We start from the raw sequence: 16,348 nt of genomic DNA, 5'->3' as shown, positions 1-16,348 counted from the left end.
CGTCCCATCCCATCGCTGAGCTGAGGGCGCCGAGGCGTCCTCGCAAGCGGGGCCCCGTTCGAACTGCTCGAACGTGGGCCCTGGTTTCATTTGGGCTCGGGCTCAGATCAGCGGGTCGGCCAGAATGAGCCACGCCCTCCCTGCCCCACGTCCACGGGGCACACGAAGCGCAGCCAGGTCTGCCCGTGGGCGTTCACGAAGGTCTGAGGCTCCGCGTTGGTGACGGCGCGGGCGACCCGCTCCGAGGCCGCGTTGTTGGGATCGAGGACGACGTGGGCCTGGCGCGCGCCGGTGTGCTCGGCGACGAAGCGCAGCAGCAAGCGGACGGCTCGCTTGACGTGACCGCGCCCGCGGTGGGCGGGGTGGCAGGAGTAGGCGAGGTTGGCCTCGCCGGCGGGGGCGTTGGGGCTGGCGAGGTCGCAGTCGACGTAGGCGACGTAGGCGTGGGCTTGGGTGTCGACGGCGAAGCACCACTTGGGCCCGGAGCCGAAGGCGTCGCGTCGCGCCTCGAGCCCGCGGCGAGCGTGCTCGCGCTGCTCGGCTGGGCGCATCGCTGCCCACTGCTCGCGCTCGCCGGGCTCCCACATCCAGCGGATCTGCGCCTCGTCCTTGGCCTCGAGATCGGCCTCGAGGTCTCTCGGTGACAATCGTCGGATCGACACGACGCCGTCGGTGTAGCGCAGCGGCGGGACCGGCCGGACGCGGTAGTCGCCGCCGCCCGCCTGGCCCCGAGCTTCGAAGCCCGAGCGCTGGGCGACGCGGATCGAGGCCAGGTTGTCGGGGTGGATGACCACGCTCGCGCGGCTGTGCTCGCCCTCGAGGGCGAGGCGGTGGACGAGCAGCTTCACGGCGCGGGTGGCGTAGCCCCGGCCGCGGTGAGCCGCGAACACGGTGTAGCCGACGTTGACCTCGCCCGGGCCCAGCCACGGGTGCCCGCGCGCGTAGTCGACCCAGCCGACGAGCTGACCGGCGACGTGGATGCACGCCGTGGGTCGCGGGTCGTCGCCGCCGGGGCCCATCCACCGGGCCCACTCCGCGTCCCGGCCGGCGATCAGCCGCGCGCCGTCACCCGGGCGCGGGGGCTGGATGGCGACGACACCGTCGGTGATCGACCACGAGTCAGTGCTGGCGAGGGGGTCGGGGCTCAAGGCCCCTCGATGTGCTGCATCGCCCGCTTCATGATCTCCGCCGTGGGGAAGCGCTCCGCAGGGTTCTTCGCCGTCGCCGAGGCGAAGAAGGCGTCCACGTCGCTGCGATGCTCGGCGTTGAGCCCCGGGTCCATGTAGGTGCTCGGCGGGGTGTGGGGCCGCTCGCGCTGGGCCATGAGGGCCTCGCGGGGGTTGACCTCGAACAGGTCCTCGAGGGGGTGGCGGCCGTTGGTGACGAGCTCGTAGAAGGTGATGCCGAGGGCGTAGAGGTCCGAGCGCGCGTCGAGGGTGGGGTTGGCGTAGGTCTGCTCGGGCGGCATGTAGAAGGGGTCGCCCATGATCCGCTTGCTCGGCGGCGGGCTCGTGTCCGAGAGATCCTTGGCCACGCCGAAGTCGATGAGCTTGACCAGGCGAAGGTTCGGGTCGTAGAGGTCCGTGGCCACGAAGATGTTGCCCGGCTTGATGTCGCAGTGGACGAAGTTGCGGGCGTGGACGTGGGTCAGGGCGTCGAGGGTCTGGGCGATGATCTCGCGGATCTGGGGCCAGCTGAGCGCCTCGCCGCGGTTGAGGTAGCCCATCAGGTCGGAGCCCTCGAGGTAGTCCATGGCGAACCAGAACAGCCCGTGCTCCTGGGTGGTGCCGACCTCGAGGGTGCGGACCAGGTTGGGGTGCATGAAGGTGCCGCACAGCCGCGCCTCCTGGCGGAAGCGCCGGCGCTCCTCCTCGGGCACGTTCATCTTCATCATCTTGAGCGCCGCGTAGCGGTTCATGATCGGATCGAAGACCTTGTAGACCTTGCCAAAGCCCCCCTCGCCGAGGCGACCGACGATCTTGTAGGTCTTGGACTGGGTGATCAGCGTGCCGGGCTCGAGCTCGACGCTCGTCCCCTCCTCGCCGATCACCACCCCACCCTGAGCCTGGTCGCTCACCCCCCGACCTTAGCGCCGGGGGGGTCCCACGGCTAGTCCGTTCAGCTCAGCCCATGAAGGATGCGGAAGGACAGCGAGATCGAGGCCAGGAGCGCGCGCATGGACGGGTGGCGCTCCCGAGGGTCCGGGTCCATGCCGCGCTCGAGCAGGGCGGACAGCCAACCGGGTACGCGGGTGTGACTCGGCGCAGGCCGGCGATCGCCGTCGACGATCGCACAGGCGATCTCGGCGAAGGTGTGGCCGTGGAAGGGGCGCTGGCGGTACAGGCCCTCCCACATCGACACGCAAAAGGCGAACTGGTCCGCGGCGGCGCCCCCGGCATCGCCGAGGTGTTGCTCGGGTGCCATGTAGGCCGGCGTGCCGGTGACGATCCCGTTGTGGGTGACGGAGACCTTGAGGTCGAAGCTGCCGGAGCTCTCGGCCTGGAGCAGGCGCTCGACTCCTCCGAGGGGTGGGACTCCTCCGAGGGTGGGATCCGTGCGAGGGTCGAGGCCCGCGTGTCCCCCGGCTTGGGTGGGGACCTCGCCTTGGATCTGCAACTCGGCGAACGAGGCCTCGAGCCGGGCGAGGGCGTCCTCGTCGACGTCGTCCGGATCTTCGGGGAGGATCAGGGCCTCGTACTCGGTCTCTTCGAGCAGGAGCTCGTCCTCGATGCCCTCGCCGGGTGGGGTCGGCCGGGCGAGGCCGAAGTCGAGCACGCGGGCCCGGCCGTCGGGGCCGACCATGACGTTGTCGGGCTTGAAGTCGCGGTGGGCCAGGCCGACGTCGTGGGCCGCGAGCAGGCCGCGGCCGGCCTGCATGAACATGCTGGTGACCTCGGTCCACGGCCGCGCACACTCGCGCAGCCAGGTGTCGAGGTTGGGGCCCTCGATGAGCTCCATGGCGATGAACACGGCGCCTTCGACGAGGCCGACGTCGTAGACCGGGGCGACGTTGGGGTGGCTGATCTTGGCCATCGCCCGGGCCTCGCGGACCAGGCGAGCGGGGCCGTCGGCGTCGCGTGGATCGTCGATGGTGACCAGCTTGAGGGCGACCTGGCGGTCGAGCTCGGGGTCGTAGGCGCGGTAGACCGTGCTCATGCCGCCGCGGCCGAGGTGGCGGAGGACGGAGTAGCGGCCGAGGCGGATGGGTCCGTCCCCGGGCGGCTCAGGGGTGCTCATCGAGTCGATCTTAGCAGTCCCCGGGAGCGGGCCAAGGGCCCCCCGGTCAGCGGGTGGGGACGGGGTGGACGAACCGCAAGGGGCGTGCTCGCGCTGCGCGACTCGCCCCTGACGCGCAGGTGTAGCATGGCCGCGATGGCCAGGATGGCGGGACTGGGGATGGGCGCCTCGGGCTCTGCGGGTCCGACCGTCCCGGCTCCCTCGGGCGTGGAGTCCCTGGTCGACACGGGGGGCGGCGGGCGGACCCTCGGGGAGGGCGATGTCCCAAGCGGACGCGGGCGCGCCCAGATCGGGGAGCAGCTCGGCCGCTACGTCGTGCTGCGTCGCCTGGGCGCGGGCGCCATGGGGGTGGTGTTCGCCGCCTACGACCCGGAGCTCGACCGCAAGGTGGCGATCAAGCTGCTGCGCTCGCCCGATCGCTCGTCGGTGGCCAGCGCCCGGCTCCAGCGCGAGGCCCAGGCCCTCGCCAAGCTCGATCACCCCAACGTCGTCGCCGTGCACGACGTGGGCGTGCACCTGGGCCAGGTGTTCGTGGGCATGGAGTTCGTCGCGGGGCAGACCCTGAGCGAGTGGCTGGACGAAGCGGGCCCGGGTCCGCGCCCGTGGCGGGAGCTGACGCCGGTGTTCCTCGCGGCGGGGCGGGGCCTCGCGGCGGCCCACGCCGCCGGGTTGATCCACCGGGACTTCAAGCCCGACAACGTCATGCTGGGCGCGGACGGGCGCGTGCGGGTGATGGACTTTGGCCTGGCCCGGGCCGAGGAGGCCGCGGACGGCGAGAGCCTCGACGGCGAGGCGGCGGAGCCCCGGGCCCGGGCCCGGGCCCGGGTTGGCAGCGCTTCGCGGCGGCAGGCGTTGGCCGACACCCTCGGGCAGGCGAGCGCGCCCATCCGGGAGGGCTCCGCTGGCAAGCAGCTGTTGAGCAGCCCGCTGACCCGGACGGGCGCGATGATGGGCACGCCGGCCTACATGTCCCTCGAGCAATTCGACGGCGCCGAGGTCGACGCGCGCAGCGATCAGTTCAGCTTCTGCGCGGCGCTCTACGAGGCCCTCTATGGCGAGCGGCCCTTCCCCGGCGAGACCCTCGGCCAGCTCCTGGCGGCGCTCGAGGAGGGGCGGGTGCGTCCGGCTCCGCGGGGCGCGGCCAGCCCGGTGCCGGCGTGGCTGCGCCGGGTCGTGGTCCGGGGCCTCGCGCCAGAGCCCGAGAACCGCTGGCCGTCCATGGACGCGCTGCTCGAGGCCCTCGAGGGCGGCCGGGCCCGCCGTCGCCGCTGGCGACGGGGCGCGGCCGTCGGTCTGTGCTGCGCCCTCGCGGTCGGGCTGGGCTACGAGCTGCGCAGCCCCAGCGGGGGACCGAGCTGCGCGGACATGCAAGACAAGCTCGGCGGGGTGTGGGATCCGGCGCGCAGCGAGGCGATCGCCAGCGCCCTCGAGGCCACCGGGCTGCCCTACGCCGAAGAGACCTCGGCGCGGGTCCGCGAGCGCCTCGACGACTACGCCGAGCGCTGGGTCGCGGGCCGGGTCGAGGCCTGCGAGTCGACGGCCCGGGGCGAGCAGTCCGGCGTGCTCCTCGACCTGCGCATGGCCTGCCTCGACGATCGGCTGCGCGACCTCGAGGCGGTCACGGAGGTCCTCGCCCACGCCGACGCGACCGTGGTCCAGGGCGCGGTGCCGGCCGTCGCCGCGCTGCCGAGGCCGGAGGACTGCGCGGACCTCGAGGCCCTCCGCGAGCGCGCGGGCATCGAGGTCGAGGCGGACCCCCACTGGGCGGGCGCCGGGCACCTCGGGCCGGGGGAAATCGACGCGTTCGAAGACGCGCTGGCCCGGGTCGAGGCGCTGACCCACGCGGGCAAGTACGAGGCCGCGCTGGCGGCCGCGGACGCGTTGGCCGAAGACGCGGCCGCGCTCGAGCACGAGCCGGCGCTGCTGCGGGCGTGGCTGGTGCAGGGCGATCTGCAGCAGCGCACGGGGGCCCACGCGCGCGCCGAGCAGACCTTCGAGCGCAGCTACGCCGCGGCCCTGCGCCGCGGCCTGCTCCCCGAGGCGGCCGAGGCCGCGGGCCAGCTGGTCTGGGTCGTGGGCCACGAGCTCGCGCGCCAGGACGAGGGCCGGGGCTGGGCCAAGCACGCCGAGCCCCTGTCGCGCGCGGCCAACAGCGAGGCCGCGCGGGCGGCCTTTTGCAACCGCCTGGGCAGCGTGGCCTTCGAGCAGGCCGAGTACGGCGAGGCCGAGGCGCTGTGGGAGGAGTCCCGGGTCCACTTCGAGGCCATCGGCGGGCCCGAGCACCCGAGCGTGGCGACGGCGCTCAACAACCTGGGCAACGTCGCCTTCACCCAGGGCGATCACGGGCGCGCGCGGGAGCTGTGGGGGCGCGCCCTGGCGATCCGCGAGCAGAGCCTCGGGCCCTCGCACCCGGACGTCGCCGCATCCCTCAACGGCCTGGGCCTGGTCGCCAAGGCCCAGGGGCGCTACGCCGACGCGCGGGCCTACTACGAGCGGGCTCTGGCCATCGAAGAGGGCGCCCTCGGCCGCGAGCACCCGGGCCTGGCCACGACCCTCAACAGCCTCGGCAACCTCGCCTTCGCCGAGGCCGACTACGAGCGGGCGCGGGCCCACCACGCGCGGGCCCTGAGCCTGACCGAGGCCAGCTTGGGCGCCGAGCACCCGAGCGTGGCGACGGCGCTCAACAACCTGGGCAACGCCGCGACCGAGCTGGGCGACTACGCGGGGGCGCGGGCCTCCTTCGAGGGGGCGCTGGCGATCTACGAGGCGAGCCTGGGCGAGTCGCACCCGGTGGTCGCGATCACCCTCGACAACCTGGGCTCGGTCGCGCTCGCCCTCGGGGAGTTCGAGCAGGCCCGGGCGCACCACGAGCGGGCGCTGGCGATCGGCGAGGCCGCCATGGGCGAGGACCACCCGGACCTGGCCTACTCGCTCACGGGCTTGGGCCAAGCAAAGCTGGGCCTCGGGGACGCGGACGGGGCCGCCGAGGCGCTCGAGCGGGCCTTGATGCTGCGCCTGCGCGAAGACGCGACGGTCGAGGCGACGGAGCTGGCCAAGACCCGCTTCGCCCTGGCCCGGGCGCTGCTCGGCGCGCTGCCCGGGGAGGACTGGACCTACCGGTGGCAGCGCGCCGTGGCCCTGGCCGACGAGGCGCGGGCCAGCTACGCCCTCGCGGGCCCGGGCTCCGAGCAGGCCCTCGACGAGGTCGAGGCCTGGCTGCTCGAGGAGCGCCCAGAGTAGGTTCAGCTCTGGTTCAGCTCTGGTTCAGCTCTGGGCGGCCTCGTCGTCGCGCAGGTTCAGCTCGGTGATGAAGTCCTGCTTGCCGATCGCCACGCCCGTGGCGCGCAGCAGGGCGTAGGCCGTGGTCACGTGGAAGTAGAAGTTGGGCAGGGCGAGCTGGCGCAGGTAGTCCTCGCCGCGCAGGACCTTGCCGGGGAGGAAGCCCAGGCGGACGTCCCGGTCGGCGCCAGCGTTGACGGCCTCGGCGTCGAGGCCCGCGAGGTACTCGAGCACGGCGGCGATGCGCGAGCGCAGCTGGGCGAGGGTCTCCTCGGTGTCGGGGTGGCTGGGGGCCTCGACCCCGGCCAGGCGCGCGCCGGCGAACTTGGCCGCGTCGCAGGCCGCCTGGATCTGGAAGGTCAGCGGGCGCATGTCCGGGGACAGGCGGGCGTTCAGCAAGGCGTCGACCTCCATGGGCTTGGCCTCGGCGAAGGCGACCGCCTTGGCGAGGAAGCCCTCGAGGTTGCGGAGCATGGACGACATCTGGAGGACGCTGTGGGCGTGCAGAGACATGGCCGCACTGTCCTGCCCGCGACCACGGCGGTCAACGCCGGAGCGGCCGCCCACCCAGGGGGAGCCACGATGAAACAGACACGGGCTCGCAACGTGGCGGGCCCGTGCCTGGGTCGGCGCTCAGCCGTTGGGCCCGTTGAGGTCCTCGGGCGGGCAGTTCTTGTCGGTCTTGATGGTCAGGGGCACGGTCGGGATGCCCTCCTCGGTCTGCATGCCGCCCTTGCCAAACCACTCGGCGATCACGACGAAGTCGCGGAGGTCATCGAGGGTGTCGGGCATGAGCTCGTAGCTGATCTCCCGGCCTTCGACCATGGCGAGGGTGACGGGGTCCTCGTCGTCGGGATCGACCTCCATCAGCCAGCCCGGGGTCCCAAAGTGGACCACGAGGGTCGCGCTGGCCTGGTTGCCCAGGAAGACGTTGACCGAGGGATCGCCGAGGGGCCGACGGACGCCGTCGAGGATGATGAACCAGTCGGCTTGGTTGTCGACGAAGAGGTGGACCTCATCGACGTTGCAGCTGGTGGATGCGGACTCGACCAGCTTCGCGCCGAGGGGCATCTGCTCGATCTGGTTGGTCGTCGGAGACTGTTTGATCTCGCTTCCGTTCGCGGCGACGGAGCCAGCGAAGCCCATGCTGAGGGCGAGGACGGCGGCGGGGACGAAAAGAGAGGGAAGCAGGCGCATCAAGTTCAAAGTGTTTTTTGGCTTGCAAGTGTCCACGATTTTTTGTTGGGCGTGCGAGCTCGAATACATCGGCCGTACAAATCAACGAAGTGAATGTCCGGAATGATCGGATCTTTCATCTCTTGGCACGGACACTTGGAGGTCACAGAGTCGTGAGGCTCAGGGGCGGGAGCCCCATCGGGAGCGGCGAGGAGGGGAGCTCACTCACCGGGTTTTGCGCGAGCTCAAAGATGCGCAAGCCAGATGCGCCAATTGTCGTATCGGCGAAGTAAGCCCGGTCTCCGATCACCGCCAGCGCTCCGGTCACGCTCTGTAGACCCTCGACGCTGCGGATCAGTTCGACGGCGTCGTCGGGTCCGGCGAAGTCCGCACGGTACAGGGCGAAGGCACTGAAGTCCGCGTCGGCGATGGACAGCCAGATTTGGCCCTGGCTGTCGTACCCAAATCCGGACAGGTGCAACCGGGTGATCCCCTCGGCCTCGAACACCGCCTCGGGGATCACCCACTCCGAGCTGCCTGCGGCCAGGTCGATGCGCTCGAGGCCGGAGTTGAGCATCACGAGGGTGTGACCGTCGCTCGCGCTGGGGTCGAGGCGCCAGGCCCCGACCCCCGTCCCCAGGAGGGGGATGCCGTCGGCGCCAGGGTGGGCCGGGTCGAAGTCGTAGACCGCCGGGCTGTCGCCGAGGCGGACGGGGATCAGCAGGGTGTCGTCGGCGGGGACCCAGGCGCTGCGATCGATGCGCTCGGCGCTGACGAAGGCGAGCTCGGGGCCGCAGCCGATCAGCTGGCCCAGCTCGGGCACGCCGTCGGCGTCGGCGAAGGCGCTCAGGTCGAGGGCCCGGTCGACGCTCGGGGTGGCGAAGGCCAGCTCCGGGAAGCGCACGCGCTGGAGCTCCGGCGCGCCGAACAGGCTCAGCCAGCCGTGCTCGCCGACGAGCAGGAGGTCGTGGGGGTTGGCGGAGTCCTCGCTGAGCTGGGCCGCGACGGCGAACTCGTGGACGAGGCCCAGGTCCGCGGGGGCGAGCTCGTCGACGTAGTCGAAGCCGAAGCGGTTGAGGACGAACACGCGGCCCGCATCGACCACGGGCACGGCGTCGGTCGAGGCAAGGGCCAGGTCCGCGGCGACCTCGTGGGCGTCGGAGCCCTCGCCGGGCAGCGTGACCAGGCCGACGGCGCCGGTGTTGAAGTCCGTGCTCGTGACCACGAGGTGGGTGGGCGCCTCGACGGGTCCGCGGCAGGGGCCGGCGAGGCTCGGGTAGCCGTCGACGAGCTCGGGGACCAGGACCTCGACGGCCCCGGCCTCGTCGTCGCCTCCGGCCGCGTCGTCGGTGCAAGCGAAGGCGAAGGCACTCGGGAGCAGGGCGGCGAGCAGGCGGCGGTTCATGCGGGACCTCGGGGCGCGGACGGGCGGAGGGCAAAGTCGACGCGCAGCGTCCCCCACACGCTGCGCCCGGGGATGGGGTAGCCGATGAAGTCGCTGAGCGCGGCGGGGTAGGGCGTCGGCGGGCCCTCGCTGGGGTCGATGACCACGCGCCGCTGGTCGCTCAGGTTGCGCACGCTCAGCCCCAGCTCGACGCGGTCGGCGAGGCGCAGGGACGCGCTGAGCCCGTGGAGCAGGCGCGGCGGGAGCTCGACGCGGCCGGACAGGTCGAGGGTCGTCCCGGCGATCCACTCGAGCTCGTAGCCCACGCGCGGCTCGAGGCTGGGCCGGCGGCGCTTGGGGGCGAAGCGGTGGGCCAGGCCCGGGCGCAGCAGCAGGGAGTGGCGCGGCCGGCCGGGCAGCGGCTTGCCGTTTTGCTCGGCCTCGGGGGTGTCGTTGCGGCTGTCGAGGAAGGTGTAGGCGGCGTCGAGCTCGAGGCGCGTGGCCGCGGGCCCGGGCCCCACGCGGGCGCGCACGCTCAGCCCGGTCTCGAGGCCGCGCACGCGGGTGCTGGCGAGGTTGATGGCCCGGACCACGGGGCCGCTGCGGATCCACGCGATGCGGTCGACGCTCCAGGTCGCAAAGCCGACGACCTGGGCGAACACGGCCACGCGTTTTCCAGTTGCTGCGTCCGTGTCCGCGGGCCGGCGCAGGTCCAGGAGCAGGCCGCCGTCGACCTTGGTGCCCTGCTCCGGGCGCAGGCCCTCGTTGCCGACGACGTAGCCGCGGTCGCCGAACAGCTCGCTCAGGGTCGGCTGACGCAGGTAGCGGCCGACGCTGGCGCGCAGCTCCACGCCCTCGAGCAATTTCACCTTGGTCGCCAGGCGCGGGGAGACCCCGAAGATCCGCTCGTCGCGGCCCTCGTCGTCGACCTCGCCCTCGCCCTCGGGTACAGCGAAGCGGCTGTCGGCGGCGTCGAGGCGCAGGCCCGGCGAGACGGCCCAGCGCCGGCGAAGCAGCCACTGGTCGAGCTCGAGGCCGAGGCCGAGGCCGGTCCGCGAGCGCGCGGCGTCGCCGGAGCTGAGCACCGGGCCCTCGCCGGGCTGGGCGTCGGCGCCGTAGCGCTCGTCGACGTCGATCCGCTCGTGGCGCAGCTCGGCGCTGAGGTTGAGCCAGGCCGAGCGCCACAGGGCCACGCGCATGCGCGGGGACAGCCAGCCGTCGACCCCGAGGGCGCGCTGGTCGTTGGCCGAGAGCCCGACCTCGCCGTCGAGGTCCCGGAGCACGCGGTCCTCGACGGCGACGCTGCCCACCCACTCGAAGTAGCCCCCGGGCCCCAGGCCCTCGGCGTGGCGGAGCTTGGCGATGAGCCGGCCCGAGGCCATGCGCAGGTTGGTCTCGCTCGCGGGGGCCTGGGCCGTGCCCGGGATGCCCTGGAGCTTCCACCACGCGAGGCCCTGGATCGCGGCGGTGGTCGGGCCGCGGCGGTGATCGAAGCGCAGCTGGCCCAGGCCGCGGTCGTAGTGGTTGTTGGCCCGCCGGGCCTGGCCGTCGTCGGCCTCGAGCTGCGGGGTGTTGCCGTCGTCGAAGTAGGGGAAGTCGCCGCGCGCTCCGGCGTAGCCGACCCGGGTGGCCACGCTCCACCCGCCCGGGAGCGCCTGGGCGTAGCCGACCCGGAGCTCGCGAGCGAGGAAGCTGCCGAAGCCGGCGGCGGCCCACAGCCGGGGGGGCCCGCGGTGGACCTCGCCGACCAGATCGACGGCCCCGCCGATCGCCGCCGCGCCGTAGCGCACGGGGACGTGGCCGCGGTAGACCTCGACGCGGGCGAGGGCGTCCAGGGGGGCGGTCGAGAGGTCGACGAGGCCCGAGAGGCTGCCGGTGAGCGGGGCGCCGTCGAGGAAGACCGGGACCTGCAAGCTGGTGCTGCCGCGGATCGAGATGGCGCTGAACTGGCCGAGGCCGCCGATCGAGCGCACGGTGACCCCCGGCGCGCGGCTGACCACGGTGGCCAGATCGTCGCTCGGCAGCGGCCCCTCGGCGCGCAGATCGATGGCGGTGACGAAGCCGAGGTTGGCCTTGCTCAGGGCCCGCTGGGCGTCGAGGCCGTCGCCCGCGTCGTCGCTGACGACCTCCGTGCGGTAGGGCCTCGCCGCGGTCTCGGCCGCATCATCCTCGCCGCCCTCGACCGCGGCCGGGGGGGACGCGGGGGGCGGAGAGGCGCACAGCAGCGAGAGGTGGAGGAGGGCGCTCGGCAGGGCGTGGACCATGGCGAGTTGACTCCCGTCTCACCGGTTCGAGGCGCGGGGGCAGGTCTCCTGACTCGCGGGTCTTCCGCTCGGGCGTCCTTCCCAAGACCGCGTGTCCGTGGTCCCAGTGGCGTTCGTGCCCTCGCGTCGCCGCTCACAGTGGCGGGAGCCGTCCCGGGTTCGCACCGGGTTCCCTCTTCGCCGCCTCGCCGGACTGCCCGGCTCGAGCGGCACCACCCGCGCGGGGTTGGTTGAGACCGTCCTCGCACGCCCCCCGACGCCGGTCAAGCCTGAGGGCCTACCAGCCTCGGGCCGCTCACCACGCGCCGCCGCCCCAAGTCCGAGTCGCAGCGTCGGGTCGGTCCTCGAGCGCGGGGCTCTTGCGCCCCCACCCCGTGGGGCTTGGCGCTACTCCCAGCTGTAGAAGCCCTGGCCGGACTTCTTGCCCAGCTTGCCCTCGGCGACCATGTCGCGCAGGAGCTGGGGCGGGTTGAAGTGCTCGCCCTGCTCGAGCTTGCCGGCGAGGTACTCGGCGATGCTCAGGCGCACGTCGAGGCCGACCAGATCCGTGAGCTTCAGCGGGCCCATGGGGAAGCCGTAGCCGAGGGTCATGGCCTTGTCGATGTCCTCGGGCGAGGCGACGCCCTGCTCGACCATGCGGATGGCCTCGAGGCCGATGACCAGGCCCAGGCGGCTGGTCGCGAAGCCGGGCGCGTCCTGGACGACGATGGCCTGCTTGCCGATGCGCTCGGAGAAGGCGCGCATGCGGCCGAGGACCGCGTCGCTGGTCTGCTTGCCGACGACGATCTCGAGCAGCTTCATGATGTGCACCGGGTTGAAAAAGTGCAGGCCGATGACGCGGCTCGGGTTGGGGATGGGCGCGGCGATGTCGGTGATCGACAGGGAGCTGGTGTTGGTCCCGAGGATGGCGTCGTCGCCGACGACCGCGGCGACGCGGGTGAACAGGTCGCGCTTGATCTCGAGCTTCTCGGGGGCGGCCTCGATGATCAGGTCGGCCCCGCGCACGGCCTCGGCCAGGTCCGGGGTCCCGCTCAGCTTGGCGAGCGTCGACGCCTTCTGCTCCTCGCTGACCTTGCCCCGGGCGACGCCCTTGTCGAGGTTCTTGGCGATGCGGGCGAGGCCGGCCTCGACCTGCTCGGCGCCGAGATCTTGGAGCCGGGTGGCGCAGCCCGCCATGGCGCAGACCTGGGCGATGCCGTGGCCCATGGTGCCCGCGCCGAGCACGGCGACGGTCGCGATCGCATCGTTGGGGAGAGTCGAGGAGTCGGACATGACCGCGATCTACCGCAAGCGCGGGGCCCTTGCCGTGCCCGAGAGCGGGGTGTGGGCCGAGCCGACCGTGTGTTTTCTTGGGGCGGGGGGCCGGGCGCGCACGGCTGGCCCCCGAGTGTGTAAAATCGATGGCCGACCGTGCCCATCGAGGTCAAGGAGGTGGCGCTCGTGCTCGCGGGCGCGACGCAGGACGCCGAGCTGGTCCGCGCGCTCGCCCGGGCTCTGGCCGAGCAGGATCAGGCGGCGACGGTGCTCGTGGGCGTGGACGAGGCGCCCGAGCGGGTGCTCCAGGTCCTCGCCGAGCCCAAGCGCTGGACCTTGCTGTTCGCCTGCGAGAGCGAGGCCCTGGACGGGCCGCACATGGGCCGGGTCGAGGCCGTGTTCAACAGCGCGCGCAGCCACCGGCAGTTCCTGGTCCGCCTCGACGTCAGCCACGATCTCAACTTGCAGAGCAGCTCGGTGCTCAACGTCCTCGACACCTTCTGCACCAACAGCGGTCGCTTTCGCCGGCGGCGCTCGCCCGGGGACCTGCAGCTGCGCGAGCTGTTGCCCATCAACGACAGCTCGAGCCTGGCCATGCCGGTGGTTCGGCTGGGCGCGGACGAGGTCCTCGACGGGGACACCGCGCGGCTGCAGCTGCCGGACATCCCGGTGGCCGCCGAGCTCATCCGTCGGCGCAAGGCCGCCCGGGCCCGGGCGCGGGAGCGCGCGCGCGTGGTCGAGCGCTCGCACGCGCGCCAGGACGAGGGCGAGGCCCCGAGCGAGCTCAGCCGGCGCGAGCCCTTCGACTTTGACATCGGCGACGGCGAGTCGGATCTGCTCGAGCGGCGCATGGTGTTCGTGCTGCTCGCGGCCGGCGTGCTCGCCGTGCTCGCGGCGCTGTTCACCTGACGAGGGCTCGCTAGGCTCGCTGGGCGACGAGGGCCGCGGCCAGGCTCGCGTAGGCTGGCATGTCGACCCCGGCGACCGAGAGCGCGAGGGCGACGGCCGGCCGCAGCCCGCTGAGCACGCAGCGGCCCCCGAGCATCGCGGTGGTCCGGGCGAGGGCGCCGAGGCGCGCGGTCACGCCCGCGTCGTGGGACTCGAAGCCGGTCAGGTCGAGGATCACCGTGCGCGCGCGGTGGGCCACCAGGGCGTCGAGCAGGGACTCGGTGACCTCGGCGAGGTCGCCCGGATCGAGCGCTCCGATGAGCGGGATGACCAGGGTCCGCTCGGCCACGAGCAGGACCGGGGCGCGCAGGCGCTGGATCTCCTGGCGCTGGCTCTGGATGGTCTCGAGCTGCTCGCGCAGCGCCTCGTTGGTCCGGGTCAGGCTGCGCGCGTGCTCTTCGGCGAGCAGGCGCTGCTGGTCCCGGGCCCGGGCGTCGAGGCTCTCGAGCATGCGCACGGCGGTGGCCGCGAAGCTGCGCGCGAGCGCGACGTAGTGGGAGCCGAAGAAGCCGGGCTCGGAGTGCAGGCCGATCAAGATCGCGGGGCGGTTGGGCAGCGACAGCGGCATGCACAGCATCGAGCGGAAGGCGGGGGCGTCGAGGCGCGGCGCGAGCTCGGGGACCTTGCGCAGGTCGTAGAGGGCGACGGTCTGGCCCTTGGCGACGCGATCGCGCAGCCGCCCCGGGGGCCAGCGAAAGGCCCGCAGCTGGGGGTCCTCGGCGTCCCGCGGCCCGAGCAGGTCCGGGTCTTTTGGGTCGGCGCGCAGCATGACGGCCCGCTCGTAGGCGAGCAGGGGGCGCAGGCCCTCGCACAGCGCCCGGTCCGTCGCGTCGAGGTCTTTGGCGGTCGCAATCAGGCGCAGCCCGGCGAGGGCGGCCTCGGAGGTCTGTCGCTGCTCTCGCTCGGTCGCGAGGGCCTGCTCGAGGCGTTCGATGTGCTCGTTGAACTCCTCGCTCATGCTCGCTCGAACACCGTCACCGAGATCATCAGGTTCCCGTGGCAGTTCTCTCCGCCGACGAAGCAGCCCTGCTCTCCAAAGGTGAAGCCGCCCAGGAAGGGCACGTCGCCCAGGACCCCGCGCAAGCTCGCGACCACGTCGTCGAGCTCGTCGCGGATCGTCAGCATGCAGCCGGCGCAGAAGATCACCAGCGCGCCGGCGATCTCCGAGGAGGGCCGCCGCGCGCGGGCCAGGGCGTCGGCGGCCACGCGCCCCGCCCGAGAGCGCAGGGCGTCGGTGCTCCCGGTCATCAAGATCAGCTCGTCGCCGACGGAGACCTCGGCGAACAGGACCAGGTGGCCCTCGGCGGTGACCGACTCGGGGTGGGCGAGGCGGTAGTAGCTGACCCCGCCGTCCTCGCCCACGCGCCGGCCGATGGGGTGCAAGGTCGTGCTCCCGAGCACGCTGCCGCCCGCCTCCAAGGCCTCGCCCACGGCCCCGCCGGTCCAGCGGTCGTAGGTCGCCGCTGCTGCGTCGCCGTCGATGGTCTCGATCGCGCGACCGGTGGCCGCCGTGACCGTGCCCGTCGTGGTCGTCGGCGAGTAGCCGCTGTGGAACACGGAGTGGACCCCCGTGGACGGATAGAGCACGCTGACGACGATGCCGCTGCCGTAGTCGGCGTGGGCGTCGAAGAGGTACCAGCCGCCCGCGACCGCGTCATCGGCCGCGCTGCCGCCCACGATGGGCGCGCCGGCTCCAATCTCGGCTTCGATCCCCGCGATGCAGCGCTCCTCCGTGCCTGGGGACGCGCTGACCCAGACCAATTCGGGCAGCTCGCCCTCGCGCTGCGCGTTGGCGATGGCCTGGCGCAGCGCAGCTCCGGCCGCCGCCGCTGGATCGTCCCCCAGCGGGGCACTGCCGACGCCAAAGTCCCCGTCACTGTCGCGCAGGCCGAACAGGCCCAGGCCCCCGGCCGTGTCGACGCCCGCGTCGCTCATGACCCCCAGGCACGAGCTGCTGCCGTGGAGCTGTTCGACGCCGCTGAGCCGCGCCGCCTCGCGCAAGGTGGCGACCTCGTGGCGCACGGCGGACTGCACGATCAGCCAGTCGGGTGGACCGCCGAGCTTCCCGACCAGCGCGGCATAGGCCGCGGAGAAGGCCGCGCGGGTGTCCGCCTCCAAGCTCGTCACCGTGGCGATATCCATGGTGGAAATCTACCAGCTTCGCTGGTGCTAAAGCGCCCGGGAGGCCCGAATTCAATGACTGAGGGGTCGGTACGGGCGAAGCCGCGCCAGACCCTGATCGCTACAGTGGAGCGCTCAGAGGGTCGGGAGCTCGGAGCCGGCGCGGCGCCCCCCCGGCCCCTCGCCGACTTGTTCACGGCGCGGCGGCCCTGCCTGTTCGAGGCCCTCAGGGACTGCCGGTGGACAACATGCTCACCCTGCCGATCGCGCGCAGCTCCACGCCGAGGATGACCGCCGCGGACACGGAGGTCGCGCGCAACGAGCTGGTCGTCGGGTTGATCAATCGCAGCGGCGGCTTCGACGACGCCTTCATCGCCAGCTTGGGCCCGATCATGAGCGTGGCCCGCAACCTCGTCGCGCACTACGACCTGGTCGCGCTGGTCGAGGAGCAAGAGCAGGAGTACGCCCGGGCCGAGGAGCGCTTTCGAATGTTCATGGACGCCTCGCAGCTGGTCGCCTACCTGAGCGACTCCGAGCGGCGGGTGGGGTGGATCAGCGAGGGCTTTCGCGAAAAGTTTGGCATCGATCCGGCGGACGTCGTCGGGCGCCTCGAGGAGGAGCTGCTGCCCGCGAGCCTCATGGCTCGGGTCCGCGCCATCGACGAAGAGGTGCTCGAGACCGGGGA

13 protein-coding genes and 1 riboswitch are annotated in these 16,348 nt (G+C 72.8%); of the genes, 3 read left to right on the top strand and 10 right to left on the bottom strand.

Annotated elements, in window-relative coordinates; all coding sequences use genetic code 11:
- Positions 1 to 107: 107 nt before the first annotated feature.
- From PPSIR1_RS44205 to PPSIR1_RS50350, 3 genes are read right to left on the bottom strand one after another with little or no spacing between them, the layout of a single operon-like run.
- A complete protein-coding gene (locus PPSIR1_RS44205) occupies positions 108 to 1,148 on the bottom strand; it encodes a GNAT family N-acetyltransferase (RefSeq protein WP_006974909.1) in 1,041 nt (346 codons plus the stop codon).
- Positions 1,145 to 2,077 (bottom strand): serine/threonine protein kinase, encoded by a 933-nt coding sequence (locus tag PPSIR1_RS29665; RefSeq protein ID WP_086001814.1) that lies wholly within the window; start codon positions 2,075 to 2,077, stop codon positions 1,145 to 1,147. The genes PPSIR1_RS44205 and PPSIR1_RS29665 overlap by 4 nt, the downstream gene beginning before the upstream one ends.
- Positions 2,078 to 2,118: 41 nt before the next feature.
- A complete protein-coding gene (locus PPSIR1_RS50350) occupies positions 2,119 to 3,237 on the bottom strand; it encodes a serine/threonine-protein kinase (protein WP_006974907.1) in 1,119 nt (372 codons plus the stop codon).
- A 135-nt stretch (positions 3,238 to 3,372) separates the two neighbouring features.
- Between PPSIR1_RS50350 and PPSIR1_RS29655 the strand changes: the two genes are divergently transcribed.
- Positions 3,373 to 6,477, top strand: a complete 3,105-nt coding sequence (locus tag PPSIR1_RS29655; RefSeq protein WP_157596108.1) for a serine/threonine-protein kinase — start codon at positions 3,373 to 3,375, stop codon at positions 6,475 to 6,477.
- Between the two features lie 24 nt (positions 6,478 to 6,501).
- Here the strand turns inward: PPSIR1_RS29655 and PPSIR1_RS29650 are convergent, their stop codons facing one another.
- The 5 genes from PPSIR1_RS29650 to PPSIR1_RS29630 form a co-directional block, all read right to left on the bottom strand.
- Entirely contained in the window at positions 6,502 to 7,029 is a 528-nt protein-coding gene (locus PPSIR1_RS29650) for a DUF1993 domain-containing protein (RefSeq protein ID WP_006974905.1), read from the bottom strand.
- Between the two features lie 120 nt (positions 7,030 to 7,149).
- Positions 7,150 to 7,713: a hypothetical protein gene (locus PPSIR1_RS29645; protein ID WP_045117012.1), complete on the bottom strand. Its 564-nt coding sequence runs from the start codon at positions 7,711 to 7,713 to the stop codon at positions 7,150 to 7,152.
- A 142-nt stretch (positions 7,714 to 7,855) separates the two neighbouring features.
- The gene (locus tag PPSIR1_RS29640; RefSeq protein ID WP_006974903.1) at positions 7,856 to 9,097 is read right to left on the bottom strand and encodes a hypothetical protein; all 1,242 of its coding nucleotides are present in this window, start codon (positions 9,095 to 9,097) and stop codon (positions 7,856 to 7,858) included.
- A complete protein-coding gene (locus tag PPSIR1_RS29635) occupies positions 9,094 to 11,340 on the bottom strand; it encodes a TonB-dependent receptor plug domain-containing protein (protein ID WP_006974902.1) in 2,247 nt (748 codons plus the stop codon). The genes PPSIR1_RS29640 and PPSIR1_RS29635 overlap by 4 nt, the downstream gene beginning before the upstream one ends.
- Positions 11,341 to 11,379: 39 nt before the next feature.
- Positions 11,380 to 11,534, bottom strand: a riboswitch (cobalamin riboswitch).
- Positions 11,535 to 11,727: 193 nt separating this feature from the next.
- Positions 11,728 to 12,612, bottom strand: coding sequence for a 3-hydroxyacyl-CoA dehydrogenase family protein (locus tag PPSIR1_RS29630; RefSeq protein ID WP_006974901.1), 885 nt, complete (start codon positions 12,610 to 12,612; stop codon positions 11,728 to 11,730).
- 138 nt (positions 12,613 to 12,750) lie between these two features.
- On the opposite strand from PPSIR1_RS29630, the gene PPSIR1_RS29625 reads away from it, so the two are divergent.
- Entirely contained in the window at positions 12,751 to 13,503 is a 753-nt protein-coding gene (locus PPSIR1_RS29625; protein ID WP_006974900.1) for a hypothetical protein, read from the top strand.
- Between the two features lie 10 nt (positions 13,504 to 13,513).
- On the opposite strand, the gene PPSIR1_RS44200 is transcribed toward PPSIR1_RS29625, so the two are convergent.
- Both PPSIR1_RS44200 and PPSIR1_RS29615 read right to left on the bottom strand, forming a co-directional pair.
- On the bottom strand, positions 13,514 to 14,500 hold the full coding sequence (locus tag PPSIR1_RS44200; protein WP_006974899.1) for an STAS domain-containing protein: 987 nt from the start codon (positions 14,498 to 14,500) through the stop codon (positions 13,514 to 13,516).
- Positions 14,497 to 15,684, bottom strand: coding sequence for an FIST signal transduction protein (locus tag PPSIR1_RS29615; RefSeq protein WP_006974898.1), 1,188 nt, complete (start codon positions 15,682 to 15,684; stop codon positions 14,497 to 14,499). The genes PPSIR1_RS44200 and PPSIR1_RS29615 overlap by 4 nt, the downstream gene beginning before the upstream one ends.
- 227 nt (positions 15,685 to 15,911) lie before the next feature.
- Between PPSIR1_RS29615 and PPSIR1_RS29610 the strand changes: the two genes are divergently transcribed.
- Positions 15,912 to 16,348 (top strand): PAS domain-containing protein (locus tag PPSIR1_RS29610; RefSeq protein ID WP_232296567.1); only part of this gene is annotated, 437 nt, incomplete at its 3' end.

Origin of the sequence: Plesiocystis pacifica SIR-1 (assembly GCF_000170895.1) — a bacterium.
In the GTDB taxonomy this organism is placed as follows: domain Bacteria; phylum Myxococcota_A; class Polyangia; order Nannocystales; family Nannocystaceae; genus Plesiocystis; species Plesiocystis pacifica.
This window is presented reverse-complemented; position numbering and strand designations above follow the sequence as displayed.

Excerpts from the sequence above, each read along its gene's own strand:
- PPSIR1_RS29645 (WP_045117012.1), bottom strand. The coding sequence starts at position 7,713 with ATGCGCCTGCTTCCCTCTCTTTTCGTCCCCGCCGCCGTCCTCGCCCTC.
- PPSIR1_RS29650 (WP_006974905.1), bottom strand. The coding sequence starts at position 7,029 with ATGTCTCTGCACGCCCACAGCGTCCTCCAGATGTCGTCCATGCTCCGC.
- PPSIR1_RS44200 (WP_006974899.1), bottom strand. The coding sequence starts at position 14,500 with ATGAGCGAGGAGTTCAACGAGCACATCGAACGCCTCGAGCAGGCCCTC.
- PPSIR1_RS29615 (WP_006974898.1), bottom strand. The coding sequence starts at position 15,684 with ATGGATATCGCCACGGTGACGAGCTTGGAGGCGGACACCCGCGCGGCC.
- PPSIR1_RS29640 (WP_006974903.1), bottom strand. The coding sequence starts at position 9,097 with ATGAACCGCCGCCTGCTCGCCGCCCTGCTCCCGAGTGCCTTCGCCTTC.
- PPSIR1_RS29655 (WP_157596108.1), top strand. The coding sequence starts at position 3,373 with ATGGCCAGGATGGCGGGACTGGGGATGGGCGCCTCGGGCTCTGCGGGT.
- PPSIR1_RS29635 (WP_006974902.1), bottom strand. The coding sequence starts at position 11,340 with ATGGTCCACGCCCTGCCGAGCGCCCTCCTCCACCTCTCGCTGCTGTGC.
- PPSIR1_RS50350 (WP_006974907.1), bottom strand. The coding sequence starts at position 3,237 with ATGAGCACCCCTGAGCCGCCCGGGGACGGACCCATCCGCCTCGGCCGC.
- PPSIR1_RS29630 (WP_006974901.1), bottom strand. The coding sequence starts at position 12,612 with ATGTCCGACTCCTCGACTCTCCCCAACGATGCGATCGCGACCGTCGCC.